Below are 25,447 nucleotides of genomic sequence, written 5' to 3' on the forward strand. Positions count from 1 at the left end.
GCCTCACCGGGGGCCGGCGGGAGCGCTGAGGGGGAGAACCCCCGGCCGTAACGCGAGGGGGCGGTCCGTGTAACACCCGCGGCGCACCGTGGTCGGTATGCACACCGAAGGCACCGCCGGACCCGTCACCGCCACGCACTGCCCGTACTGCGCCCTGCAGTGCGGCATGAACCTGCGCGCCGGGACGGACGGCGGCGTCGAGGTGGAGGAGCGGCCCGACTTCCCCGTCAACCGGGGCGCCCTGTGCGGCAAGGGACGTACCGCCCCCGCCGTCCTGTCCTCGCGGGTGCGCCTGACGCAGCCGCTGGTGCGCGGCCGTACCGGGCGACTGGAGCCGGCCGGCTGGGACGAGGCACTGGACGCCGTCGCCGAGGGCCTCGCCCGCACGGGGCGCTCGTACGGGCCGGACGCCGTCGGCGTCTTCGGCGGCGGCGGGCTGACCAACGAGAAGGCCTACGCGCTGGGCAAGTTCGCCCGCGTCGCCCTGCGCACCTCCCAGATCGACTACAACGGCCGCTTCTGCATGTCCTCCGCGGCCGCCGCCCACCAGCGCGCCTTCGGGCTGGACCGCGGCCTGCCGTTCCCGCTGGAGGACGTCCCCCGCACCGGCTGCGTGATCCTCGTCGGCTCCAACCTGGCCGAGACCATGCCGCCGGCCCTGCGCTTCCTGCGGGAACTCAAGGACAACGGCGGCACGTTGATCGTGGTGGACCCGCGCCGCACCCGCACCGCCGAACAGGCCGACCTGCACCTCGCCCCCCGCCCCGGGACGGACCTCGCCCTCGCCCTGGGCCTGCTCCACCTCGTCGTCGCCGAAGGGCGCACCGACGAGGCGTTCATCGCCGGGCGCACCAGCGGCTGGCCCGAGGCGCGGGCCGCAGCGATGGCGCACTGGCCGGAGCTGGTGGAGCGGATCACCGGGGTCCCCGTGCCCCGACTGCGCGAGGCGGTGGGGATGTTCTGCGCCCCCGAGTCCGCCATGGTGCTGACCGCCCGCGGCCCGGAGCAGCAGTCCAAGGGCACCGACACCGTCGGCGCGTGGATCAACCTCTGCCTGGCCACGGGCCACGCCGGGCGCCCGCTGTCCGGTTACGGCTGCCTCACCGGGCAGGGCAACGGCCAGGGCGGGCGTGAGCACGGCCAGAAGGCCGACCAGCTCCCCGGGTACCGCAAGCTGACCGACCCGGCGGCCCGGGCCCACGTCGCCGGCGTCTGGGGCGTCGACCCGGACAGCCTGCCCGGCCCCGGCCGCAGCGCCTACGAACTCCTCGACGCCCTCGGCACCGAGGTGAAGGCGCTCCTGCTGATGGGCTCCAACCCGGTGGTCTCCGCGCCCCGCGCCGCCCACATCGAGGGCCGGATCCGCTCCCTGGACTTCCTCGCCGTCGCCGACGTCGTCCTCTCCGAGACCGCCGAACTGGCCGACGTGGTGCTCCCCGTCACCCAGTGGGCGGAGGAGGACGGCACCACCACCAGCCTGGAAGGCCGCGTCCTGTTGCGCCGCCGGGCCCTGACCCCGCCGTCGGGCGTCCGCACCGACCTGGAGGTCCTGCACGGCCTCGCCACCCGGCTCGGCGTCGAGAAGGGCTTCCCCACCGTCCCCGAGGAGGTGTTCGAGGAACTCCGCCGCGCCTCGGCGGGCGGCCCGGCCGACTACTCGGGGATCTCCTACGCCCGCGTCGAAGCAGAGCAGGGCGTCTTCTGGCCCTGCCCCGAGGGCTCGCCCGGAACACCCCGGCTGTTCCTGGACCGCTTCGCCACCGACGACGGCCGGGCCCGCTTCGTGCCCGTCGTGCACCGGGACGCGGCCGAGGTCCCCGACGCCGAGTACCCGCTGCTGCTCACCACCGGCCGGGTCGTGGCCCAGTACCAGTCCGGCGCCCAGACCCGACGGGTCGCGGAGCTCAACGCGGCCGCCCCCGGCCCGTTCGTGGAACTCCACCCCCGCCTCGCCTCCCGCCTGGGCGTCACCGAAGGGGCCCCGCTGGCGGTCGTCTCCCGGCGCGGGCGCGCGGTCGCCCCGGCCCGCATCACCGACGCGATCCGGGCGGACACGGTGTTCATGCCGTTCCACTGGCCGGGGGAGGGGCGCGCGAACACCCTCACCAACCCGGCCCTGGACCCGGTTTCCCGCATGCCGGAGTTCAAGACCTGCGCGGTGCGGGTCGAGCCGGCCTGAGCCGCGGGCCCGCTCGGACATGCGTCCGGGCGGCTTCGGGCGTCCCGGCGGGGGGTAACCATCCGGTCACGCACCGGACTCAGAAAGTGCTCGCACGCCCCTCGTGGCTGCGATGTGTCGTACCCCACACTGAAATCCGGTGCCCCCGTCCTCGGAGCCCTGGAGGTCGCCCCCGTGCAGACCCAGACCCTGACCGCGAACGTGAGCCACCCCGCCCAGGCCGACGAACCCGCCGATGCGGAGGCCGAAGTCGTGGACGTCGAGCCCGAGGAACCGGAGGTCCTCGACCTGACCGGGGAGGTGCCCGAGCAGCGCGGGCGCGACGGCGACCATGAAGGCGGGACGGGTGAGACGGGCGGGACGGGTGAGACGGGCGGGACGGGTGAGACGGGCGGGACGGGCCGGACGGCCGGTACGGGCGGGGCGGGCCCCTCCGCGGACCTGTTCCGGCAGTACCTGCGCGAGATAGGCAGGATCCCGCTCCTGACCGCGGTCGAGGAGGTCGAACTCGCCCGGCGCGTCGAAGCGGGACTGTTCGCCGAGGAGAAACTCGCCGCCGCCACCGGGCTCGACCTCCAGCTCACCCTCGACCTGGACAAGCTCGTCGTCATGGGCCGCATGGCCAAACGCCGCCTCATCGAGTCCAACCTGCGGCTCGTCGTCTCCGTGGCCAAGCGCTACGTGGGCCGCGGGCTCACCATGCTCGACCTCGTCCAGGAGGGGAACCTCGGGCTCATCCGGGCCGTTGAGAAGTTCGACTACGCCCGCGGCTACAAGTTCTCCACCTACGCCACCTGGTGGATCCGGCAGGCGATGTCCCGGGCCCTCGCCGACCAGGCCCGGACCATCCGCGTGCCCGTACACGTCGTGGAACTGATCAACCGCGTGGTGCGCGTGCAGCGCCGCATGCTCCAGGAGCGGGGGTACGAGCCCACCGCCGAAGAGGTCGCCGCCCACCTGGAACTGACCCCCGAACGGGTGCTGGAGGTGCTCCGCCTCGCCCAGGAGCCGGTCTCCCTGCACGCGCCGGTCGGCGAGGAGGACGACGTCGCCCTCGGCGACCTCATCGAGGACGGGGACGCCGCCTCACCCGTCGAGTCCGCCGCGTTCTTCCTGCTGCGCGAGCACCTCGAAGCCGTGCTGTCGACCCTCGGCGAACGCGAACGCAAGGTCGTCCAGCTCCGCTACGGCCTCGCCGACGGCCGCCCGCGCACCCTGGAGGAGATCGGACGGATCTTCGGCGTGACCCGCGAGCGGATCCGCCAGATCGAGTCCAAGACGCTCAACAAACTGCGCGACCACGCCTTCGCCGACCAACTGCGCGGCTACCTCGACTGAGCGGCCCCCCCCGGGAGACCCGCTGCGCACGAAAGGGGTGCCCCCGTACGAGGGCACCCCCGGCCGACGGCGAGGTCCGGCTAGTCGACCTCGGCCACCGCCTGCGCGAACTGCGCCGCGTACAGCCGCGCGTAGGCGCCGTCCGACTCGAGCAGTTCCTCGTGCGTGCCCTGCTCCACGATCGAGCCATTCTCCATCACCAGGATCACGTCCGCGTCGCGGATGGTGGAGAGCCGGTGCGCGATCACGAAGGACGTACGGCCGTGCGCGAGGCGCGCCATCGCCTTCTGGATCAGCACCTCGGTACGGGTGTCCACTGAGCTCGTCGCCTCGTCGAGCACCAGGATCACCGGATCCGACAGGAACGCCCGGGCGATCGTGATGAGCTGCTTCTCACCCGCGCTGACGCCCGCGCCCTCGTCGTCCAGCACCGTGTCGTAGCCGTCCGGCAGGGTGCGGATGAACCGGTCCGCGTGCGCGGCCCGCGCCGCCTCCTCGATCTCCTCGCGCGTGACCTCGCGCGAAGCCCCGTAGGCGATGTTCTCCGCGATGGTGCCGCCGAACAGCCAGGTGTCCTGGAGCACCATGCCGATGCCCGTGCGCAGTTCCTCGCGGGTCATCTTCGCGACGTCCACCCCGTCCAGGGCGATCCGGCCGCCGGTGACCTCGTAGAACCGCATCAGCAGGTTGACGAGCGTGGTCTTGCCGGCGCCCGTCGGGCCGACGATCGCGACCGTCTGCCCCGGCTCGACGCTCAGCGAGAGGCCCTCGATGAGCGGCTTGTCCGGCTCGTAGCGGAACGCCACCTTGTCGAGGGTGACCTGGCCCCGCAGCCGCTCCGGCCGCTCGGGAACCTCCGCGTCCGGCTCTTGCTCCCGCGCGTCCAGCAGCTCGTACACGCGCTCCGCCGAGGCGACTCCGGACTGCACCAGGTTCGCCATCGAGGCGACCTGCGTCAGCGGCATCGAGAACTGGCGCGAGTACTGGATGAAGGCCTGCACGTCACCGATCGACAGGGAACCCGAGGCCACCCGCAGACCGCCGACCACCGCCACCAGCACGTAGTTGATGTTCGAGATGAAGAACATCACCGGCTGCATGATCCCGCTGACCAGCTGTGCCTTGAACGAGGCCCGGTACAGCGCCTCGTTCTGCTCGGCGAAGACGGCCGCGGACTCCTTCTGCCGGCCGAACACCTTGACCAGCGTGTGGCCCGAGTACATCTCCTCCACGTGCGCGTTGAGCGCGCCCGTGGACTTCCACTGCGCCACGAACTGCGGCTGCGACTTCTTGCCGATCTTCGCCGCGACGAACACCGACACGGGGATCGTCACCAGGGCGACCAGCGCCAGCAGCGGCGAGATCCAGAACATCATCGCCAGCACGCCGACGATCGTCAGCAGCGAGTTGAGCAGCTGGCCCATCGTCTGCTGGAGCGTCTGCCCGATGTTGTCGATGTCGTTCGTGGCGCGGCTGAGGACCTCACCGCGCTTCTGCTGGTCGAAGTACGACAGCGGCAGCCGCGACAGCTTCCCCCGCAGCTCCTCGCGCAGCCGGAACACGGTGCCGTTCATGATGTGGTTCGACAGCCGCGTCGCGACCAGCATCAGCAGTCCGGCGAGGGTGAAGACCACCAGCGCCCAGACCGCGACGGACCCGACCGCGGAGAAGTCGATGCCCCGGCCCGGGGTGAAGTCGGTGCCGGACAGCATGTCCGCCATGCCGCCCTGCCCCCTGGCGCGCAGGCCGTCCAGCGCCTGCGCCTTGGTGATCCCGGCCGGCATCTGCCGCCCGACGATCCCGGCGAACACCAGGTCGGTGGCGTTGCCGAGGATCTTCGGCCCCACCACCGAGCAGGCGACGCTGCCGACGACGGCCGCGACCATGCCCCAGATCCTGGCCCGGTCCTGCGCGAGCTGGCCCAGCAGCCGCTTGCCCGATCCCTTGAAGTCCATGGACCGCTGGACCGGCCCCATCATCATCCGTCCTCCGGGCCCGCTCATGCGGCCTCCGCCTCCGTCAGCTGGGAGAGCACGATCTCCCGGTAGGTCTCATTGCCGGCCATCAGTTCGTGATGGCGCCCCTCGCCCACCACCTGGCCCTCGTCCAGGACGATGATCCGGTCGGCGTCACGGATCGTGGACACCCGCTGGGCCACGATGACGACGGTCGCGTTCTGCGTCTCCAGGGCCAGCGCGGCGCGCAGCGCCGCGTCCGTCGCGTAGTCCAGGGCCGAGAAGGAGTCGTCGAACAGATAGATCTCCGGACGCTGCACCAGCGTGCGGGCGATCGCCAGCCGTTGGCGCTGCCCGCCGGAGACGTTGGTGCCGCCCTGGGTGATCGGCGCGTCCAGTCCCCCTTCGAGTGCGGAGACGAACCCGCGGGCCTGGGCCACCTCCAGGGCGTGCCACAGCTCTTCGTCCGTCGCCTCGGGGCGCCCGTAGCGCAGGTTGGAGGCCACGGTCCCGGAGAACAGGTACGGCTTCTGCGGAACCATGCCGACCGTCTTGGCCAGCAGCTCCGGGTCGAGCCGGCGTACGTCCTCCCCGTCGACGAGCACCTCGCCGCCGGTCGCGTCGAACAGCCGCGGCACCAGGCCGAGCAGCGTGGACTTGCCGCTGCCCGTCGAGCCGATGACGGCGGTCGTCTCGCCCGGGCGGGCCAGCAGGTCCACCCCGCGCAGCACCGGCGCCTCGGCGCCCGGGTAGCGGAAGTCGGCGCCGCGCAGCTCCAGCTGCCCGTGCCGCAGCAGCTTGCGTACCGGGTCGGCCGGCGGGATGACGCTGGAGTCGGTGTCCAGGACCTCCTGGATGCGCTCGGCGCACACCTCGGCGCGCGGCACCATCATGAACATGAAGGTGGCCATCATCACGGACATGACGATCTGCATCAGGTAGGCGAGGAACGCCGTCAGCTGGCCGATCTCCATGCCGTTGCCGTCCACGCGCATCGCGCCGAACCAGATGACGGCGACGCTGGAGATGTTCACGACGACGATGACGACCGGGAACATCAGCGCGAGCAGCTTGCCGGAGGCCAGCGACACCCCGGTCAGCTCCGCGTTCGCCTCCCGGAAGCGCTCCTTCTCGTAGGAGTCGCGGACGAAGGCGCGGATCACGCGGTTGCCGGTGATCTGCTCGCGCAGCACCCGGTTCACGATGTCCAGCCGTGTCTGCATCGTGCGGAACAGCGGGCGCGTCTTGAAGACGATCGTGCCGACGGACAGGCCGAGGACGGGGACGACGGCGAGCAGCACCCCGGACAGCTTCACGTCCAGCGACAGCGCCATGGCGATACCGCCGATGCACATGATCGGCGCCGACACCATCAGCGTGAAGGTCATCAGGACCAGCATCTGGACCTGCTGTACGTCGTTCGTCGTACGGGTGATCAGCGACGGGGCGCCGAACTGGCCGAGCTCCCTGGCGGAGAAGCTCTGCACCCGGTCGAAGACGGCGCCGCGGATGTCCCTCCCGACCGCGGCGGCGGTGCGGGCGCCGAAGTAGACGGCGCCGATGTTGCAGGTGAGCTGGACGAGCGACACGCCCAGCATCAGGGCGCCGAAACGCAGGATGTACCCCGTGTCACCGCTGACGACACCGTTGTCGATGATGTCCGCGTTGAGCGTGGGCAGGTAGAGGCTCGCACTGGTCTGCAGCAGTTGCAGCAGCACCAGGAGGGCGATGGGTTTCCTGTACGGACGCAGGTGTGTCCGCAGAAGTCGTATGAGCACGCGCAGGCTCCGGTCGGCATGATCGAGGGGGGTTCACCCCATCTTCGGCCAACCGGAGGCCACAACCCCAACGGTTTTCGCAAAGCCCGGTCAAAAGGAGTACTCCTCCCGACGGGGGTCCTACGCCGTCCCGCCCTGGAACGCCCCGCCCTGGAACGCCCCGGGGTGGATCTGCTCGCGCGTGGCCACGTACTGCTGGCGCACCGCCTGCCACGCCGGGAACTCCTCGCCCGGCTCGAACGTCTGGGCGGCCGGGGCCGGCCAGACCGGCGGGCTGTGCGGGGCGAGCGTGCCCTGCGCCACACCGAGGGCCCACGCCGCCTGGCGCGCGGAGCCCAGCGCGGCGTAGTCGGCGGGAGCCGGCACCACGACCTGCGTGCCGAACAGCCCCGGCGCCGCGGCCTGTACGGCGGGCAGCTCGGCCGCCGCCCCCAGGAGGAACACCCGGCGGATCTCCACCCCCCGGTGCCGCAGCACGTCGAGGGCGTCGACCAGCCCGCAGAGCATGCCCTCGAACGCGGCCCGCGCCAGGTGCTCCGGCTTCATCGAGTCCCGGCGCAGACCGGAGAGGGTGCCCGCGCTGAGCGGCAGGTCCGGGGTCCGCTCCCCCTCCAAATACGGCAGGAGTACGAGGCCGTGCGCGCCCGGCGTCGACTTCAGCGCGAGTGCGCTCAGCCCCTCCAGGTCGGTGCCCAGCAACTCGGCGGTGCCGCGCAGGGCCCGTACGGCGTTGGAGGTGTTCACCACCGGCAGGTGCATGCCGCTGGCGTCGGCGAGCGAGGTGATCAGGCCGCCCGGATCGGAGACGGCGTGGGGGTGCACGGCCATCACCGACCCCGAGGCGCCCAGCGAGACCACCGCGTCGCCGGGGACCAGGCCCAGCCCGAGCGCGGCGGCCATGGTCTCCCCGGTACCGGCCGAGATCAGCAGCCCCTCGGGGGTCGTCCCGGCGGCATCGGCCGGGCCGAGCACCTCGGGCAGCAGCGCCCGGTGCCCGAGCGCCAGCTCGACCAGGTCGGGCCGGTAGGAACCGGTGGCCGGGGACCAGTAGCCGGTCCCGGAAGCGCCGCCCCGGTCGGTGGTGCGGCGCGCGGGCCGGCCGAGCAACTGCCAGACGAGCCAGTCGTGCGGGGACATCAGTACGGCCACCCGCCGGGCCGCCTCGGGCTCGGTCCGGGCCAGCCAGGCGAGCTTCGCCAGCGGCTGCGCCGAGTGCGGCACCGAACCCACGGCCTCCGCCCAGGCCTGCCGGCCGCCCAGCGCCTCGATCAGGTCGGCCGCCGCGACCTGGCCCCGCTTGTCGTTGCCGACCAGGGCCGGCCGGACCAGGCCGCCCTGCGCGTCGAGCGGGAGCAGGCCGTGCTGCTGCGCGGAGACGCCGATGGCCTGGACCCCTTCGAGGAGCCCGTTGCCGGCGGCCTCGCCGAGCGAGAGCAGCCACGCCTGCGGGTCGGTCTCGTGCTTGTTCGCCCCGGCGGCCTCGCCGGTCGGCTGCGGATGGGGCGCGTAGCCCTGGCGCAGCACGGCCCCCGTATCGGTGTCGCAGACGACGATGCGAGTGAAGGCGGAAGAGCTGTCCAGCCCGGCGACTATCCCCATGCGGAGAATTCTGCCGCACCGCGTGGCGGTCGTGACCGCCGAGTAGGCACGCGAACGCCGCGGGCCCCGCAAAGTGCCGGGCCCGCGGCGTTCGCGTCACCGTCAGGTGTTGCTCGTACCCCACTCGTCCTCGCCGCCGGAGCCGCCCCGGCCGCGCAGCGTACGCACCCGTGACACGAGGGATTCCGGCAGCTTGTCGCCGACCTTGCCGCCCACGACGGCGAAGGCCTTGCCCGCGTAGGTGCGCCCGGCCTGCCCGGCGGTTTCGGCGGCGTTGCGCACCGCCGGGGTCTGCGCGACCTCCCGTGCGGACTTCTTCAGCTGCTCGTACCGCTCGCGCCCGGCCCGGGTCCCGAGCACGTACCCGACGGCCAGTCCGATCACGAACGTGACCTTGTACCGCATGCTTGCCACCCTTCGTCGTGTGGTGCCCGGCCCACTGCCGATACCGATTGGCGGAGCACCCCCCTGCTTGCGCTAATCTATGACTCGCAACGGGCGCTCGCCCCCCGGCAAGGCCGGAGGTGGGCTGTTCGGCGCACCGCAGCAATCCCCTGTAGCTCAATTGGCAGAGCAGCCGGCTGTTAACCGGCAGGTTACTGGTTCGAGTCCAGTCGGGGGAGCGCGATCCCCTGTAGCTCAATTGGCAGAGCAGCCGGCTGTTAACCGGCAGGTTACTGGTTCGAGTCCAGTCGGGGGAGCACGGAAGACGAGGGCCCCCGGCGGGTCCTCTTCTTTTTTGCCCCGAGCCGGAACCGGGCAGCGCTCGGCACGGTCTTCTTGGGCAGGCGAAGCCGATCATGCGAGGCAGCAGATCGTATGAGCGGCTATGCTGCGGCAGACGGCGCGCACACGTGTACGCGCCACGCCGTAGAGGGGCGGTAGCTCAGCCGGTTAGAGCAGCGGACTCATAATCCGTCGGCCGTGGGTTCGAGTCCCACCCGCCCCACCGTGCCACAGGTCAGAAGAAACGTTCTGATCTGTGGCTTTTTTCTTGCTGCCGGTCGGTCGTGGAACCGGAGACGGCCTATGGCCGGAGCACGCACGGGACTTGGCCGATCGTGTGGTCCGCACGGCCGGCCACGGTCGGCCGGCCGTTCCCGGAGGGCCGCCTGCGACTTCCCGCTCAGCGCGACCGAATCCCGTACGCCTGCGGGCCCGCTCCCGTCCGCGTGGCGATCACCAGGGGATGGGCAGACCATGGGAATGCCGGTGGGTCCGGCCGGCTTCCTCCTCGGCTCTCGCCGGGGAACGGCCTTCGGACCCAGCGGGACAACGAGGAACGGGTGATCATCCATGTGCCGATGGCTCGCTTACTCGGGGACGCCTCTCCTGCTCGACACCATCCTGTACAAGCCGGCGCACTCGCTGATCGACCAGAGCCTGCACTCCAAACTGGGTGTGGAGACCACGAACGGCGACGGGTTCGGCGTCGGGTGGTACCCGGAGAACGGCGGCACACCGGCGGTCCTGCGGGACATCGGGCCCGCCTGGAACAACCGCAACCTGCGGGAGATCGCGGACCACGTCCAATCCCCGTTGTTCTTCGCCCACATCCGGGCGTCGACCGGAACGGCGGTCCAGCAGACGAACTGCCATCCCTTCCGGCACGGCCGCTGGCTGTGGATGCACAACGGTTCCATCGCCGGTTTCCACCTCATGCGCCGGGAACTCTTCCTGCTCGTCGACCCCGCGCTGTTCAACGACATCGAGGGAACGACGGACTCCGAGATGATGTTCTACCTCGCGGTCACCTTCGGCCTGGACGAGGACCCGCCCGGCGCCGTGGCGCGGATGGCGGGGGTCGTGGAACGCATCGGGCGCGAGCAGGGTGTGGAGTTCCCCCTCCAGATGACGGTCGCCGTGACCGACGGCGAGCGCGTCTGGGCCTTCCGCTACTCCAGCAAGGGCGAATCCAGGTCACTGTTCTACAGCAGCCGGGTGGAGCCCCTGCGCAGGCTGCACCCTGACGTGACGTTCTTGCAGGACGTGTCCGACGAGACCCGCCTCATCGTGTCCGAGCCCCTCGGTGATCTGCCCGGCGCCTGGAACCAGGTGCCGGAGAGCAGCTACGGCGTCGTACAGCCGGGAGGGGACGAGCTGCTCCCCTTTGCTCCTCAAGCGGCCTGACGCCGCGAGCGATGCCTGTGCCCGCAGTCAAAACGGAGGCGTGCCATGAACGAGTCGATGCTGGACCTGGCCGTGGACTACCCGCTGCTGAACATGTTCTGGACCATGATGATGATCTTCCTGTGGGTCCTCTGGTTCATGCTGCTCTTCCGGGTCATCGGCGACATCTTCCGCGACGACGACCTGGGAGGCTGGGGCAAGGCGGGGTGGACCGTCTTCGTCATCGTCCTTCCCTTCCTCGGTGTGTTCGTGTACCTGATCGCCCGGGGTCGCGGGATGGGCGAACGCGAGCTGGCCCGGGCCCAGCGCAGCGAGCAGGAGTTCCGCTCCTACGTACAGCAGACCGCCGGAGGTGCCAGTCAGGCGGAGGAGCTCGCTCGGCTCGCCGAGCTCAAGAACAAGGGCGACATCACGGCTGCCGAGTTCGAGCGGGCCAAGGCCAAGATCCTCGCGGCATAAGGCGGACGAGCCGCCATGGTGCCCGGCATGAGCCGGATGCGTTGCCATGGTGCTTGACCTGCTCGTCATCGGCCTGGTCATCACGCTCTACCCACTGCCGATCGCGGCGTTCGTCGTGGTCGTGTCCGCCCCCCGCGGGGTGCGGAAGGGGCTGGCGTTCATCCTCGCCTGGCTCGCGTGCCTGGTGGCCGTGATCGCCGTCGTGCTGCTCCTCACCGACGGGGAGCCGCCCCCGCCGCGCTCCCCGCCCTCCACCGCCGCACTCGTGGTCAAGGTGGTCCTCGGGCTCGGACTGATCGTGTACAGCGAGCGCAAGCGGCGTCGACGGCGTACGGCCGCTGCCCGCGACGGCGCGGCGGACGAGGGGCGGCCGGTGGCGTCCAAGAGGCCGAAGACCTCCAGGATGGACCAGGTCACGGTGTGGTCCGCCGCCTCGCTCGCCGTCCTCCTCCAGCCCTGGGGCATGGTCGGCCTCGCCGCCACCACGGTGGTGGCGGCCGACCTCTCCCACGGGGAGTCGTACCTGGCGCTCCTGGGCTTCTGCGTCCTGGCCACTTCCACCCTGCTGACCATGGAGCTGTACGTGGTGTTCGCGCCGCAGCGGGCGCAGCAGGCCCTGACGGGCCTGCGCGCATGGCTGGAACTGCACACGGAACAGGCGATCGTCGTCACGTGCCTCCTCCTCGGCCTGTGGACCGTGGCCCGGAGCCTCTACGAACTCACCGCCTGAACTCCCGGGCGGTGAATTTCCGGGCGGTCAGGAGCAGGCGGTGGCCGGGTGGTCGTGGACGAGCGCGCAGACCATCCGTTCGCCGCGCCCGTGACCGGGGTACGCCGTGAGCAGCTCGGCCTTGAAGTCGTCCCACTGGCGGGTGATCTCGGCGGTGGCCCCGGCCGTCGCGCGGTGGAAGTTGTCGCCGGTCCTCGAACGGGCGGATGCGGGCGTGTCCTTGTTCAGGGCGCGGTTGTGGGAGACGCGGCCGTCGCAGTCGGCGGGTTTGACACCGGTGGAGTCGAAGTCGGGGTAGCAGCCGGTGGCGAGGTCCGCAGGGATGCGCTCCCGTGCCTCCCGGGTCCAGTCGGCGTCCTTCATGGCGCTGTAGCGGCGGATGTCGAGGAACGGTGCGAGGCCCGTACGCTCCAGGCCGGGCGGGTTGTCGAGGCCGATCGGGCCGGGGGCGGCCCGGTCACTCCAGTTGGAGTGGGAGTAGAAGTCCTCGATCTGGTGCCAGCCTCGGCCGAGCTGTTCGAGGACGGCACATTTGGCCCGCCCGGCCTTCTCCTCCCACGTGCAGGGGGAGGAGAGGTCGCTCTGGTCGGCGCGCACCGTGCCGTCGGCGTCGACGAGGCCGTCGGCGGCCCGTACGGCGTTCCGGAAGCGGGCCACGGAGGTACGGATGCAGGCGAGGAGCTCGGTGGTGGCCTCGTCCCGGGTGCGGGGGTAGCCGGGGGCGTGGCGGGGGGCGAGGTAGTCGGCGTTGTCGCAGTGCAGGGGGCCGACGTCGAAGTAGGGGCGGTGGTCGTTGGCGTTGACCGCCCCGTCGCGGGCGTCGGCCATCGCGGTCAGCGTGAGGGGCTCGAAGGGCAGTGCGGCCCGGGTGATGTCCTCGTGGTTGGCGCCGGTGAAGGCATGGGCGGGGCCGCCCGGCACGGCGCTCAGGGCAGCTGCCAGGACGGCTGCGACAGCCGCGGAGCGGGCCCGTGCCGGCGGGATGACAGCCATACCTCCATGCTGCGCGCCCCGAACGGACCCCGCACACGCGCGGGCAGCGGTTACGGCTCCGTCGAGCGCGGCTGGACCGACGGGATCCGCCGGGTGAAGAAGAGGGCGATCAGCGCGGCGAAGGCCAGGACGGCGAGTGCCGCGCGAAGGCCGTCGAGCCGGGCGTCGGCGTTCGCGTCCAGCACGGCCTTGGACACTTCCCCGCTCGCGCCGGCTTGATCGAGGGCGGTCTTCAGCTGGGCGTCGGACAGGAACGGTGCGCCGCTCTGGAGCTGGACGGTCGCCCGGCTCGTGACGCTGTCGGGGACCGCCGGATTCGCCTCGACGTTGGTCAGGAAGGAAGTGGTGAGTGCGGCGATCATGATCGATCCGGCCAGTGCCGTACCGATCGAGGCGCCGAGGTTGGTGACGGCGTTCTGCACGCCGCCGACCTCCGCGCTCTGCGCCTGCGGCACCGCGGACACGGTGACCGACCCGAGCTGGGACGCCAGCGCGCCCATGCCGAGCCCGACCAGCAGGAGGGGGATGGTGACGACCTCCGCGCCGGCGTCCGCGTCGAGCGCGGCCATCAGGACCACCGCTCCCGCGAGCAGCGCGAGGATCCCGAGCCGCACCACGCGCCGCGGCGAGACGTCCGGGAGGAGGCGCGGGATCAGGGTCGCGGCCGCAAGCAGGCTCACCGAGAGCGGCAGGAGGCGGGCGCCGGTCTGCAGCGCCGACAGCCCCAGGGCGACGGACAGGTAGAGCGGGACGACGAAGAACACGCCCATCTGCACGAGGAACTGGAAGAAGAACATCGTCAGGCCGCCCGTGAGCTGCCTGTTCTGCAGCATGCCGGGATCGATGAGGGGATCCCGCCCCCGCTCGACGACCTTGGCCTCCCAGCGGAGGAAGAGCCGGACCAGCGCCAGACCCGCCAGCATCAGCCAGGTCGTCAGGGAGACCCCGAGCCACGCGGGGGCGTCGGGCTTCGGCTGGAACCAGCCCCACTCGTCGGACCGGAGCACGCCGTAGACGAAGATCCCGAGCCCGAGCGCGGAGAGGACGGCGCCCACGTAGTCGATGCTCCGGCGTTCACCGAGCGGGGCGTCCGCGATGCGGCGCGCGAGCACGAGGATGCCGAGCACCACCAGGACCTCCCCGGCGAAGACCCACCGCCAGGAGAAGTACGTCGTCGCGAGACCGCCGATGAGTGGCCCGACCGCGATCGCCACGGCCCCCGCCGCCACGACGAGTCCGTAGGCGGCGGGACGGCGTTCGACGGCGAAGTTGCCGGCGACGAGCGCCACGATCGCGGGCAGGATCAGGGACGCCCCGATTCCCTCCAGGAACGACCAGCCCAGCAGCAGCACGGGCAGGTTCGGAGCGAGCGCCGTGGTGAGGGAGCCGACCCCGTAGATGCAGCAGCCGATCATGAACGAGCGTTTGCGTCCGATCAGCGCACCGGCCTTGCCGCCGGGGATCATGAACATCGCCATCACGAGGGTGTAGGCGGTGATCGCGCCCTGGATGCCCGTCACCGTGGTGCCCACGTCCTCGGCCACCGTGGCGATGGAGACGTTCATGACGGAGCTGTCGAGCGCCATCAGGAACTGACCGGACGCGAGCGTCAGCAGGACGATTCGCGACCTCGCCGACTCCGAACTCTCGGCCGTGCCTGCCTGGGATGCCATGGACGCATGGTTCCAGCCGCGTACGGGCCCGAAGGGGCCGACCCGCCGCGCAGTCGACCGGACGGGCGCGACGCGGGGCGGGCGCCGTGCCCCGGTCCGAGACCGCCCCGCCCGCCCGGCAGGTGCTGGGCTGCCGTCCCACTGCGAGCCGCAGGTGCAGGACCTGGTGCACCTGCGGCTTCGGTGTTCCCCGGGGCACGGGGTGCCCGGCTAGAAATCCTCCGTTTCGTCCGTGAGATGGCGCAGTACGTCCGTCAGATCCCGGCGGCGCGCGAAGACCGTGCGCTGGCGTTGGGCGCCCGAGCCGTCGCGCAGGAGGGACGCCATGGTCTTGGCCGCGTGGTCGAGGTCGCCGGCGGCGGCCAGTTCGGGGGCGACCAGGTCGAGCAGGGCCTCCGCCAGGTCGGCTGCGGGGAGTTCCGTGCCCGTGTACGGGTCCAGACCGAAGCCCTCCAGGCCGTCGTGGGCCGCCCGCCAGCGGGCCAGGCGCAGTACGTCGTCCCGTACGGGTGGATCGGGGCGCTGCTCCGCGACCTCCTGCAGGGCCGTCGCCACCAGCGCGCGCGCCAGCACGGCCTGCAGGACGGCTCCGTCGATGTCCGGGGACATGTCGGGCGCCCGGAATTCGAGCGTCGGCCAGTGCCCCGAGGGGCGCATGTCCCAATAGACCATCTTGGTGTCCAGCGCCGCCCCGGAGCCGAGCAGGGTCTGTACCGAGCGCCGGAAGTGGGCCGTGGACGCGAAGTGCGGGGGCAGGCCCGCCGAGGGCCAGCCCGACCAGGCCATCGCCCGCCAGCTGGCGTGACCCGTGTCACGGCCGCCCCAGAACGGCGAGTTGGCGGCCAGCGCGATCAGCGTCGGCAGCCAGGGTCTGACCCGGTTGGACACCGCGACCGCCGTGTCCACGTCGAGGGTGCCTATGTGGATGTGGCGGCCGCAGCTGACCAAGGTGTCGGTGAGCGCGCCGAACCGGCGGTGCTGCTCGCGCTGGCGCGGCTCGTCGTCGGTCAGGTGCAGCGGACTCTCCACGGCCACGACCGGCGAGGGCGCGGCCAGCAGCCGGCAGCCGTGGGTGCGGGCCGCACGGCCGAGGGTGCGCCGCAGCGCGGCGAGTTCCGTGCGCAGCGAATCCGCCGAACGGGCGATCGGGGTGGAGATCTCGACCTGGTAGCGGGTGCCCTCGGCGTGAAGTTCGCCGGGCAGCCCGTCGGCCGTCGCGAGGACGAGCGGGGCGGCCGGGACCACCCGGAAGGTACGGGCGTCGACGAGGAGGAACTCCTCCTCGACTCCGACGGTGAGGGGGCCGGTGGTGCGCACCGCGTTCTGCTCGGTGCCGGTGCTCGTGGTGCTGTTGCCAGGTTCGATCACTACGCCTCCCTGGACATACGAGTCTTTTCATCATGAGCTGAACACGCGGGGGGTAGCGCACGGCGATTCGGTCAAATGTCCAGTGAGGATGGCGGGTTACCGGCAAACAACCAGCCGCACCGGGGCCGCGGGGAAGCGGGGGGCGAGCGGGGCGACTGTTGCCGGTGTGTGAACGCCGTGGACGGGCCGGAGGGAGCCGGCGGGCCGGTGGTTATCATCCGCTGTGCCCCATACGACCACGCCCACGCCCACGCGCCCCCGGCGGCGCATATTCGCCGACCTGACCCCGCTGCGCACCTCCGTGCACTACCGGCGGCTGTGGGTCGGCGGCACCATCTCGTGGCTCGGGCAGGCGATGACCGCCCTCGCGATCTCGCTCCAGGTCTACGAGATCACCGGGTCGAACTTCGCCGTCGGGCTCGTCGGACTCTTCGCGCTCCTCCCGCTCGTCGCCTTCGGGCTCTACGCCGGCGCCATCGCCGACACCCTGGACCGGCGCAAGCTCGGCCTCCACAGCTCCCTCGGCTCCGCCGGGCTGTCCGTCGCGCTCACCGCGGCCGCGCTGCTCGGCTACCACCGGGTCTGGTTCCTGTACGCCGTCGTCGCGCTCCAGGCCGTGTGCGGGGCACTCGCCGGGCCGGCGCGGTCCGCCATGATCCCCAGGCTCCTGCCGGCGGAGCAGCTGCCCGCCGCCAATGCGCTGAACTCCGTGACCATGACCTCCGGGATGATGGTCGGCCCGATGCTGGGCGGGCTGATCGTCGGCTGGTGGGGCTACCAGGCCGCGTACCTGATCGACGCCGTCACCTTCCTCGCCGCGCTCTACGCGATGTGGCGGCTGCCCTCGATGAAGCCCGACCGCGCCGAGGGCACCCGGGGCCGGGCCTCCGTCCTCGACGGCCTGCGCTTCCTCGGGACCCGGCCCAACATCCGGATGACCTTCTTCTCCGACATGGCCGCCATGGTGCTGGCGCAGCCCCGGGCGCTGTTCCCGGCCATCGCCGGGCTCTGGTACGGCGGCGACGCCAAGACGGTCGGCCTGCTGGTGGCCGCGCCCGCCGTGGGGGCGCTGCTGGGCGGGCTGTTCTCGGGCTGGCAGGGGCGCGTGCGGCGGCACGGGCTGGCGATCCTGATCTCCGTGGCCGGCTGGGGGCTGGCCGTCGCGGTCTTCGGGCTGACCCGGAACCTGTGGCTCGGGCTGCTCTTCCTGGCCCTGGCCGGTTGCGCCGACACCGTCTCGATGGTGTTCCGCAGCACCATGATGCAGGCCGCCACCCCGGACGAGATGCGGGGCCGCCTCCAGGGCGTCTTCATCGTGGTCGTCGCGGGCGGCCCCCGGCTCGGGGACTTCATCGCGGGCACCGTGGCCGACCTGACCTCCCCCGCCGTGGCGGTCACGGGCGGAGGACTCGCGTGCGTGCTGGTGCTGGGGCTCCTCGCACTGCGGTGGCGCTGCTTCGCCCGCTACGACGCGCGGTCCCCGCAGGCCTGACCGCCGAGCTCGAACCTGAGGCTCGCGGTCTCCTCGTCGGCGGCCGGCCAGTGCTCCACCTCGTGCGGGACGACGTACAGCTCGCCTTGGCCGAGGACCCCGTCTCCGTCGCGCAGGGGGTGTCCCGGACGCCTTCCGCCTCGAGCCGCAGGGGCGAGCCGCCTTCACCACGACCTGCGAGTCGCTGACCCTGCTGCCGGGCGGCCACACGCTGGTCGCCGGCGTCGAGGCCATGGTCGTCACCCACCACGACGGCACCGGCCGGATCCGGCTGCTGCCGGCCGGCGACGACAACGAGTTCCCGAGCAGATCACCCGTCTGTACACGGCGGACGTGAAGCTGCCGCGCCGCTCCTGAGGGCGCGAGGCGCTTCTAAGGGCGCGACGCCGGGGCGACCACGCCCCGGGCCACCCCCAGGGCCACCAGGTCCTGGGGGCGGATGCGCAGTTGGTCGGCCGTGGCGGGGGCGGCGGTCGGGGGGCGCTTGAGGATGGCCGCCGCCAGTTCCGGGGCGATCACGGAGAAGTAGCTGTCCGGGGTGACCCAGGTGTTCCCCGGCGCCGCCAGGGCGAGGGCGCCGCCCGAGCCGCCCTCGCCGATGAGGAGGGTGGTGACGGGGACGGTGGCGCCGGCCAGCGCCGCGAAGGTGTCCGCGATGGCTGCGCCGGCGCCCGCGTGTTCGGCGGCGGCGTCGTTGGCCGCGCCGGGGGTGTCGACCAGGGTGAGCACCGGAATGCCGAGCCGGTCGGCCAGGCGGATGACGCGGGCGGCCGTACGGTAGCCCGCCGGGCGGGTCGCGGTGCCGCACTGGGCTGCGTACGCGACGGGCCGTCCCTCGCGCAGCCCGAACCCGCACAGCATGCCGGGGTCGGTGCCGCCCGCGCGGTCCCCGGAGAGGGGCAGGCGGAGGGTGAAGTACGCGTCCAGGTACGCCTCGGCGCGCGGGCGGCCGGGGTGCCGGGCCTGCCGGACGGCGTCCCAGCCGGTCTGCGGCTCCTCCACGCCGGCCAGCGCGGCCGGGGGTGCGACGGGCCCGGCGGGGCGGGGCGCGGTCAGCACGCGGAGCCAGTCCGCCAGGGCGCCGGGCAGCTCGGGGGCGGGCACCACGGCGTCCACGTGACCGGCGGCGTACTGCCCCTCCGCGGAGTAGGCCGCCGGATCGGCGTCCGCCGGGCGCACCCGGGAGCCCGCGAAGCCGACCTGCGCCCCCGGCAGCGCGAGGACCACGTCGGCCCCGGCCCCCAGGGTGGCCCACCCGCCGCCGGTGGTGGGGTCGCGCAGGACGGCGAGCTGGGGGAGCCCCGCGGCCCGGGTCAGTACGCACTGGCGGGCCACGCGCTGGAGTTGGGTCAGCGCGAGCATCCCCTCCTGCATGCGGGAGCCGCCGGTGGCGATGAGGGAGACGAGGGGGAGGCGGTGCTCGCGGGCGTACGCGTACGTGGCTTCGAGCCGGTCTCCGGTGCGTTCGCCGAGGGACCCGCCGAGGAAGCCGAACTCGAAGGAGATCACGGCCGCTTCGTGACCGCCGATGCGGGCGGTGCCGGTGACGACGGACTCCTGCTCTCCGGTCCGCTCGGCGGCGCGGGCGCGCGAGTCGTCGTAGCCGGTCCAGCCGAGGGGGCCGTCGGGCGGTGACTCCCGCAGCGGGGCGGGGAGTTCGGCGAAGCTGCCGGGGTCGGTCACGGAGGCGATGGCCGCGCGGGCCGAGAGCCGGGTCGTCGTCACGCGGCCAGCCTAGGTCGTGGCGTCAAGGTCCCGCCCGGCCGGCGTTGCTTCGACGATGCTCCCCCGGAGAGGCGGATCGGGGACGCCCCCGGGGGGCGGGCGGGTGGGCTCAGGGGAGCGGGAGGGCGATCTTCACCGCGTAGGCGGCGACGAGTCCGTAGCCGAGGCGGAAGGTCCATGCGCGGGTGGTGTCGGAGATCCGGCTGCCCGCGAGGGCGGCGAGGGCGACGAGGGTCTGCTGCCAGAGGAGCGAGGCGGCGGCGACGCCGGCGAGGAAGGCGGCTCCGGCCGCGCCGGTCCGGAGGGTGGCGCCCTGGGCGGTGGTGAGGGCGGCGAAGTAGAGGGCGGTGGTGGGGTTGAGCGCGGTGAGTCCCACGTACCGTCCGAACGCCCTTGTCGCTGCCGCTGTCCCGGGGTCCCGCGCCTCGATCGCCGGCGGGGTTGAGTGGGGCCCCGGCGCCTCGATCGCCGTCAAGGCCGGGGGGTCGTCCCGCGTTTCGGAGGGTGGCCGGGGGGAGGTGCGGCGTCGGGAGGGGCGGGATGTGGTGAGGCCGTGGGCGGCGATGGCCAGGAGGATCAGGGCCGAGGTCAGGCGGACCCAGGCCTCGACGGGGGAGATGTGGGAAGCCGCCCAGGGGCCGACGGCGGTGGCGACGGCGGCGTAGCCGAGGTCGACCGCCGCGATGCCCGCGGCCGCGGCCACCGCCACCCGGCGGCGGCGCATCGCCTCCTGGATCAGCAGCACGCTCATCGCGCCCATCGGCATCGCCACGCCCAGGCCTGCGGCGGCTCCGGCGAAGGCCGGAGTCATCAGTTCGCTCATGGAGGAGAGGGTTCGGGCCCCGACCCGGCGGAAGGGCGCGAATATCGGCTCCGGCTGCGAGAATCGCGGGATGGACCGCCTCGACAGGGAAATCCTCGGGATCCTCCGGGAGGATGCGCGGATCTCGTACCGGGACCTCGGCGTCCGGGTCGGCCTCAGCGCCAACGCCACCGCCGACCGGGTGCGCCGGATGCGGCGGGACGGGGTGATCCGCGCGTTCACCGTCGTCGTCGACCCGGCCGCCGACACCCGGGGAGGGCTGGTCGTCTTCATCGACCTCACGCTCCGCCAGGACACCACCAACGAGCAGTTCGAGCAGCGGGTCGCGAAGCTTCCCGGGATCACCGAGGTGGTACACGTGACGGGGGAGTACGACTACCTCGTACGGGCCCGGGCCGCCGACCCCGCCGCCCTCGACGGGCTGCTGCGCCGGCTCAAGCGGGATGCCGGGGTGGCCCAGTCCAGCACCCGGATCGCGCTGCGCGCCGCCACCCGGCCCGGCACGGCCTGATCCGCACGGGGCCCAGAGTCGGGCCGGTGTTCACGGGCCCGGCGTTCGCCCGGCCGGACCGGTGATCCAGGTTCAGCGGTGTGGAGATACCCCTCTGGGCCCGCTGGGTCCTCCTGGGATCGGCGTGCTCGGCCTGCTCGGTGCCCACGCGGCCCTGCGCGGGTACCGTACGGCGGCCCCGGGCGGCCCCGGCCGCACGGGCGCCGCGCTCGACGCCGCCGAGTCCCTGCTCGGTGTGGTGCTGCTGGGCGCGCTCGCCTTCGGGCGGTTCGGCGCCGCCGTGTGCGCCCTGGCGGCGCAGGGGCCGTCCTCGGTACGAAGGCGGTCCGCGCCGCCAGCCGTCGCCGCGCCGTCGTGGCGAGGCGCCGGGCCGGAGAGACGGCTAGAGCTCCGACACCCACGTCACCTTCGTCCCCCGCGTCCCCGACTCCGTCCGTCCGTCGTCGCAGACCGTCAGCCGGACCCGGGAGGGGACCGCGTCGACCTTCACCTCAATGGCGGTGACCCCGGAACGACGGTGGGCCGCCGCCAGGGCGCCGCGCAGGGCGGAGAGCAGGTCGCCCGCCACCGGCTCGGGCACCAGGGCGTCCACCGCCCCCGTGAAGTGCACCGACGGCTGGAAGCCCAGCAGCACCGCCGCGCCGCCCGTCTCGCGCAGCACCCGGCCCCGGAACGTCGTCGGGGCGTCCGTCGGGGGCTGCTGGAGCGCGAAGATCGTGGTGCGGACCTCCTGGATGGTGGAGTCCAGTTCGTCCACGGCCCGCCCGAGTTCGGCGCCGACCGTGTCCCCGGTCGCGGCGGACGCCGAGCGCTTCTTCGTGCTCTCCAGCATCATCTCCGTCGCGAACAGCCGCTGGACCACCAGGTCGTGCAGGTCGCGCGCGATCCGGTCGCGGTCCTCGTAGACGGCCAGCTGCTCGCGGTCGTGCTGTGCGTCCGCCAGTACGAGGGCCAGCGCGGCCTGGGAGGCGAACTGGGAGGCCAGCAGCCGGTCCACGGCGTCGTACGGGCGTCCGCCGCGCGCCCGCGGCAGGGCGAGGGTGCCGATCAGCCGGCCGCCGCTCTGCAGCGGGAGCATCATGCTCGGGCCGAACCGTTCCCGTACGTGGGTGGTCATCCGGGGGTCGGTCGCCGAGTCCTCTATGAAGACCGCCTCCCCGCCGAGCAGTTGTTCCAGGACCGCCGAGCCGGGGGCGATGGTGGTGCCGACGAGGTCACCGGGGTCGCCGTGCGTGGAGGCGGCGACGATCTCCATGCCGCCCTCGGGGGTGGGCTGGAGCACCACACCGGCCATCGCGTCCGCCAGCAGCCGGGCCCGGTCCGCCACGCACATCAGCGCGTCGGCCGCCGGGCGGCCCGCCAGCAGGGTGGTGGTCACCGCGGCGGCGCCCTCGATCCAGCGCTCCCGGCGGCGGGCGGTCTCGTAGAGGCGGGCGTTGCCGATCGCTATCCCGGCCTGGGAGGCCAGTACGCGCAGCAGGGACAGGTCCTCGTCGGTGAAGCGGCCGCCGCCGCGCTTCTGCGTGAGGTAGAGGTTCCCGAAGACCTCCGTGTGCACCCGGATGGGTACGCCGAGGAACCCGCGCACCGGGGGGTGCCCGGGCGGCAAGCCGACCGCACGGGGATCCAGGGCCAGGTCGTCGAGCAGCAGCGGGCGGGGGTCGCTGACGAGCGCGCCGAGCACCCCGGTGCGGCCGTCGGGCAGCCGGGGGATCGCGGCCCGCTGGTCGGCGGTCAGGCCGGAGGTGAACAGCTCGGTCAGCAGGCCGCGCTCGGGGTCGACGACCCCGAGCGCGGCGTAGCGTGCCGCGCACAGGTCGGCGGCCGAGTCCACGAGGTGCTGGAGGGTGCTGCGCAGCTCCAGCTGCGACCCGACGGCGAGCACCGCCTCCAGCAGCACGGGCAGGCTCGCCGGGACCTCTGCGCCGGAGTCCTGGCCGGACCGGCGTTCCGGGTCGTCGGATACGTGCGGCGTCATTCGGTCAAGGGGTTGAGGACCATCGGGGCGATCTTTCCTTCCAGCATCGCGCCCAGACCCATCACCGCGCACACGTCGGGGCGTTCCGCGATGGCGACGGGCATCCCCGTCGCGTCGCGCAGCATCTGGTCCAGGCCCGGCAGCAGGGCGCTGCCGCCGACCATCATGATGCCCCGGTCCGTCAGGTCGGCCACCAGGTCCGGCGGGCAGTCCCGCAGCACCTTGCCGATGCCGTCGAGCACCGCCGTCAGCGGGGTGTGGATGGCGTCGCGCACCGCCGCGGTGTCCACCTGCACGGAGCGGGCCAGCCCCGTGGCCACGTCCCGGCCGTGGATGAGGGTGGAGGCCGGGCCCTCGGCGGTGATGCCGTTGCCGTGCAGCGCCAGCTGGAGCGGCCGGACGGCCTGGCTGGGGAGCATCAGCTCGTGCGCGTGCCGCAGGTGTTGCACCACGGCGTGGTCGATGGCCTCCCCACCGACGGGGATCCGCTCGGCGGTGACGATGGAGCCCAGGGACAGCACCGCCACCTGGGTGGCCGCCGCCCCGCACACCATGATCATGGTCGCGGTCGGCTGCTCCACGGGCAGGCCGCAGCCGACGGCCGCCGCGATCAGGGTGTCGACCAGCTCGACGCGCCGGGCGCCGAGGCCGACCAGCGTCTCCACCGCAGCCCGCTGCGCGAGCGGATCGGCGTCGTGCGGGGTGCAGGCGGCGGCCCGCAGCCGGGGCTTGCGCCGCAGGGCGCGGCGCAGCTTCTCGCCGAGCAGGTGACGCAGCATCCGCTGCGCCATCTCGATGTCGACGACGGTGCCGCCGGAGACGGGGCGCACCACCCGGATGTAGTCGGGCGTACGGCCCGTCATCCGTTCGGCGAAGGTGCCGACGGCGATGAGGGCCCCCGTACGGGTGTTCACCGCGGCGACGCTGGGCTCGTCGACGACCAGGCCGGCGCCCTTCACGTAGACGCGGGTCCTGGCCGCCCCCAGGTCGACAGCGACGTGGCAGCGGCGCAACTGCTCAAGACTGACGGTCACGGCAGATCCCTCCGAGAGCGCTGACGCAAGAAGACCGGCGACTGCCGGTCGGACAACTCATATCTTCTCGGGTCAATAGGGTCACGCGCCTGTTGGGATGCTCCGGCCGAGGTGGGTCACGTGTGCCAGGCGGTGCTGCACAGGGGTGGTCTTCTGTACCGACAGGCGCCACGATGCGCGCACTGTCCGCGCTACCGGCGCGTAACGAGGTAAAGGGGAACCGATGCTGACGCCCCGCCAGGGACTGCCGGCCCTCCTGACGCTCTGCCTGACCCTCTGCGTCACCTTCCTCGCGCCGTCACCGGCCCGGGCGGCCTCCGGGGCGGCCGTCCGCAATCCGGTCGTCTTCGTGCACGGCTACAACGCCGATCCCGGGGTGTGGGGGTCGCTGCGCGAGGACCTGCGCGCCGACGGGTACGCCGACGCGGACCTCTTCTCCTTCGGTTACGACACCCACCAGTCGGTGAACGAGGTCCTCGCCGGGCAGCTCGGTGCCTACGTCGACCAGGTCCGCGGGCGGACCGGCGCGGCCAGGGTGGACATCGTCGGGCACTCCTTCGGCTCGCTCGTCAGCCGCTGGTACGTGAAGTACGGCGGCGGTACGGCCGCCGTCGCCCACTGGGTCTCGCTCGCCGGCCCGAACCACGGCACCTCCACCGCCTGGGCCTGCGCCCTGTGGGACCAGGCCTGCCGGGACATGACGCCGGGGTCGTACGTGGTGAAGAACCTGGCCGCCGGGGACGAGACGCCGGGGGCGGTCGCGTACGCCACCTTCTGGTCGGACTGCGACGAGGTGGTCAACCCGGACGCCAGCGTCCCGCTGGCCGGGGCCACCAACGTGGCGGTGGGCTGCCTGAAACACAACGACCTGCTCGGCGACGACGCCACCTCGGCCGGGGTGCGGGCCTTCCTCGCGTCCTGAACCGGGGGCCTGAACCGGGCGGGGCACGAACCGCGCAGGGCCTGAACCTCACGGGGCCTGAACCGCGCGGGGCGCGAACCTCGCGGGGCCGCGGCCGCCCCCGCCCGGCGGGGCCTCAGGCCGTCCCCGGCCGGACCTCCTGGAGGAGGCCGTAGGTGAACTCCGCCACCAGAGGCTCCCCCGACGCGGCGAAGGCCAGCCGCCACCGCGTCGGGGCCGTGCCCTCCATCGGGCGGACCGGCGCGAAGGCCCGCGCCACCTCGTCCACCGTCGCCGACCAGGCAGACAGGTCCCGCGCCGTCTCCAGTACGGGCCCCCGCGCGCCCGGGGCCCGCACGAGCCACTCGTTCCACACCGCGCCGTCGGGGCCGGCCAACACCTCGAAGCGCAGGTCGGGCCAGAGCGGCACCGGCCACAGCAGCGCCTCGCACTCCAGGTCGCCGATCCGCCGGTGTGCGGTGGACTCCGGTGGACCGAGCACCGAGCGGTAGCGGGCCAGCGCCCCGCGGGACCGGGGTGATCGGACCATGGCCTGCCAGCGCTTGTTCGCCTGACGCTGCTCCGCGAGCGAGGCGCCCAGGCGCAGCCGTGCCTGCTCGGCGAGGCCGGGCTGGAAGTCCGCCATCCTTCGCAGCAGCACCAGTTGGAAGGCGGCCGGGCCGAAGGCCCCCGGGGCGGCGGCCGGGTGCGGGTCCGGCGGGGTCGCGGTCATGGAAGACACGATTCCACACAGGATCCTTACGTTCCCGGAATCCCGCTG

At 72.8% G+C, this 25,447-nt stretch carries 20 protein-coding genes and 3 tRNA genes; 11 read left to right on the forward strand and 12 right to left on the reverse strand.

Going from position 1 to position 25,447, the window contains the following annotated elements; genetic code table 11:
• Nucleotides 1-97 precede the first annotated feature (97 nt).
• Complete coding sequence (locus tag OG861_RS21300) at nucleotides 98-2,179, forward strand: molybdopterin oxidoreductase family protein (RefSeq protein WP_329195032.1); 2,082 nt, start codon at nucleotides 98-100, stop codon at nucleotides 2,177-2,179.
• Between the two features lie 159 nt (nucleotides 2,180-2,338).
• Nucleotides 2,339-3,517, forward strand: a complete 1,179-nt coding sequence (locus tag OG861_RS21305) for an RNA polymerase sigma factor (RefSeq protein ID WP_443064483.1) — start codon at nucleotides 2,339-2,341, stop codon at nucleotides 3,515-3,517.
• A gap of 80 nt (nucleotides 3,518-3,597) precedes the next feature.
• On the opposite strand, the gene OG861_RS21310 is transcribed toward OG861_RS21305, so the two are convergent.
• The 4 genes from OG861_RS21310 to OG861_RS21325 all read right to left on the reverse strand — a co-directional run bounded on the left by OG861_RS21310 (nucleotide 3,598) and on the right by OG861_RS21325 (nucleotide 9,254).
• Nucleotides 3,598-5,520 carry an ABC transporter ATP-binding protein gene (locus OG861_RS21310; RefSeq protein WP_329195027.1) on the reverse strand — a complete coding sequence of 641 codons (1,923 nt, stop codon included), beginning with the start codon at nucleotides 5,518-5,520 and terminating at the stop codon, nucleotides 3,598-3,600.
• The gene (locus tag OG861_RS21315) at nucleotides 5,517-7,250 is read right to left on the reverse strand and encodes an ABC transporter ATP-binding protein (RefSeq protein WP_329195024.1); all 1,734 of its coding nucleotides are present in this window, start codon (nucleotides 7,248-7,250) and stop codon (nucleotides 5,517-5,519) included. The genes OG861_RS21310 and OG861_RS21315 overlap by 4 nt, the downstream gene beginning before the upstream one ends.
• 120 nt (nucleotides 7,251-7,370) lie before the next feature.
• A complete protein-coding gene (locus tag OG861_RS21320; RefSeq protein ID WP_329195021.1) occupies nucleotides 7,371-8,849 on the reverse strand; it encodes an FGGY family carbohydrate kinase in 1,479 nt (492 codons plus the stop codon).
• Between the two features lie 102 nt (nucleotides 8,850-8,951).
• Nucleotides 8,952-9,254, reverse strand: a complete 303-nt coding sequence (locus tag OG861_RS21325; RefSeq protein ID WP_329195019.1) for a YtxH domain-containing protein — start codon at nucleotides 9,252-9,254, stop codon at nucleotides 8,952-8,954.
• A gap of 145 nt (nucleotides 9,255-9,399) precedes the next feature.
• Here OG861_RS21325 and OG861_RS21330 point away from each other — a divergent pair.
• From OG861_RS21330 to OG861_RS21355, 6 genes are all read left to right on the forward strand, one after another.
• Nucleotides 9,400-9,472 (forward strand) — tRNA-Asn (locus OG861_RS21330).
• A 5-nt stretch (nucleotides 9,473-9,477) separates the two neighbouring features.
• Nucleotides 9,478-9,550, forward strand: a tRNA-Asn gene (locus OG861_RS21335).
• A gap of 174 nt (nucleotides 9,551-9,724) precedes the next feature.
• Nucleotides 9,725-9,798, forward strand: a tRNA-Ile gene (locus OG861_RS21340).
• A gap of 347 nt (nucleotides 9,799-10,145) precedes the next feature.
• The gene (locus OG861_RS21345) at nucleotides 10,146-10,979 is read left to right on the forward strand and encodes a class II glutamine amidotransferase (RefSeq protein WP_329195017.1); all 834 of its coding nucleotides are present in this window, start codon (nucleotides 10,146-10,148) and stop codon (nucleotides 10,977-10,979) included.
• A 45-nt stretch (nucleotides 10,980-11,024) separates the two neighbouring features.
• A complete protein-coding gene (locus tag OG861_RS21350) occupies nucleotides 11,025-11,438 on the forward strand; it encodes an SHOCT domain-containing protein (protein WP_329195016.1) in 414 nt (137 codons plus the stop codon).
• Between the two features lie 46 nt (nucleotides 11,439-11,484).
• Nucleotides 11,485-12,168: a GAP family protein gene (locus tag OG861_RS21355; protein ID WP_329195014.1), complete on the forward strand. Its 684-nt coding sequence runs from the start codon at nucleotides 11,485-11,487 to the stop codon at nucleotides 12,166-12,168.
• 27 nt (nucleotides 12,169-12,195) lie between these two features.
• Here OG861_RS21355 and OG861_RS21360 read toward each other — a convergent pair whose 3' ends face one another.
• The 3 genes from OG861_RS21360 to OG861_RS21370 form a co-directional block, all read right to left on the reverse strand.
• Nucleotides 12,196-13,161, reverse strand: a complete 966-nt coding sequence (locus OG861_RS21360; protein ID WP_329195012.1) for a hypothetical protein — start codon at nucleotides 13,159-13,161, stop codon at nucleotides 12,196-12,198.
• 50 nt (nucleotides 13,162-13,211) lie between these two features.
• Nucleotides 13,212-14,834 (reverse strand): MFS transporter, encoded by a 1,623-nt coding sequence (locus tag OG861_RS21365; RefSeq protein ID WP_329195010.1) that lies wholly within the window; start codon nucleotides 14,832-14,834, stop codon nucleotides 13,212-13,214.
• A gap of 210 nt (nucleotides 14,835-15,044) precedes the next feature.
• A complete protein-coding gene (locus tag OG861_RS21370; protein ID WP_329195008.1) occupies nucleotides 15,045-16,202 on the reverse strand; it encodes a carboxylate-amine ligase in 1,158 nt (385 codons plus the stop codon).
• Between the two features lie 223 nt (nucleotides 16,203-16,425).
• Between OG861_RS21370 and OG861_RS21375 the strand changes: the two genes are divergently transcribed.
• Nucleotides 16,426-17,694: an MFS transporter gene (locus tag OG861_RS21375; RefSeq protein ID WP_329195006.1), complete on the forward strand. Its 1,269-nt coding sequence runs from the start codon at nucleotides 16,426-16,428 to the stop codon at nucleotides 17,692-17,694.
• A 372-nt stretch (nucleotides 17,695-18,066) separates the two neighbouring features.
• Here OG861_RS21375 and OG861_RS21380 read toward each other — a convergent pair whose 3' ends face one another.
• Nucleotides 18,067-19,419: a carboxyl transferase domain-containing protein gene (locus OG861_RS21380; RefSeq protein WP_329195005.1), complete on the reverse strand. Its 1,353-nt coding sequence runs from the start codon at nucleotides 19,417-19,419 to the stop codon at nucleotides 18,067-18,069.
• Between the two features lie 109 nt (nucleotides 19,420-19,528).
• Nucleotides 19,529-20,242: a hypothetical protein gene (locus OG861_RS21385; protein WP_329195003.1), complete on the reverse strand. Its 714-nt coding sequence runs from the start codon at nucleotides 20,240-20,242 to the stop codon at nucleotides 19,529-19,531.
• A gap of 70 nt (nucleotides 20,243-20,312) precedes the next feature.
• Between OG861_RS21385 and OG861_RS21390 the strand changes: the two genes are divergently transcribed.
• Nucleotides 20,313-20,753, forward strand: coding sequence for an Lrp/AsnC family transcriptional regulator (locus OG861_RS21390; protein WP_329195001.1), 441 nt, complete (start codon nucleotides 20,313-20,315; stop codon nucleotides 20,751-20,753).
• 382 nt (nucleotides 20,754-21,135) lie between these two features.
• Here the strand turns inward: OG861_RS21390 and OG861_RS21395 are convergent, their stop codons facing one another.
• Nucleotides 21,136-22,731 carry a sensor histidine kinase gene (locus tag OG861_RS21395; protein ID WP_329194998.1) on the reverse strand — a complete coding sequence of 532 codons (1,596 nt, stop codon included), beginning with the start codon at nucleotides 22,729-22,731 and terminating at the stop codon, nucleotides 21,136-21,138.
• Nucleotides 22,728-23,765: a rod shape-determining protein gene (locus OG861_RS21400; RefSeq protein ID WP_329194997.1), complete on the reverse strand. Its 1,038-nt coding sequence runs from the start codon at nucleotides 23,763-23,765 to the stop codon at nucleotides 22,728-22,730. The genes OG861_RS21395 and OG861_RS21400 overlap by 4 nt, the downstream gene beginning before the upstream one ends.
• A gap of 223 nt (nucleotides 23,766-23,988) precedes the next feature.
• On the opposite strand from OG861_RS21400, the gene OG861_RS21405 reads away from it, so the two are divergent.
• Nucleotides 23,989-24,687, forward strand: coding sequence for an esterase/lipase family protein (locus OG861_RS21405; protein WP_329194995.1), 699 nt, complete (start codon nucleotides 23,989-23,991; stop codon nucleotides 24,685-24,687).
• A 115-nt stretch (nucleotides 24,688-24,802) separates the two neighbouring features.
• On the opposite strand, the gene OG861_RS21410 is transcribed toward OG861_RS21405, so the two are convergent.
• Nucleotides 24,803-25,399 carry a hypothetical protein gene (locus tag OG861_RS21410; protein ID WP_329194993.1) on the reverse strand — a complete coding sequence of 199 codons (597 nt, stop codon included), beginning with the start codon at nucleotides 25,397-25,399 and terminating at the stop codon, nucleotides 24,803-24,805.
• Between the last annotated feature and the right edge of the window lie 48 nt (nucleotides 25,400-25,447).

This window comes from Streptomyces sp. NBC_00539, assembly GCF_036346105.1.
Taxonomy (GTDB): Bacteria; Actinomycetota; Actinomycetes; order Streptomycetales; family Streptomycetaceae; genus Streptomyces.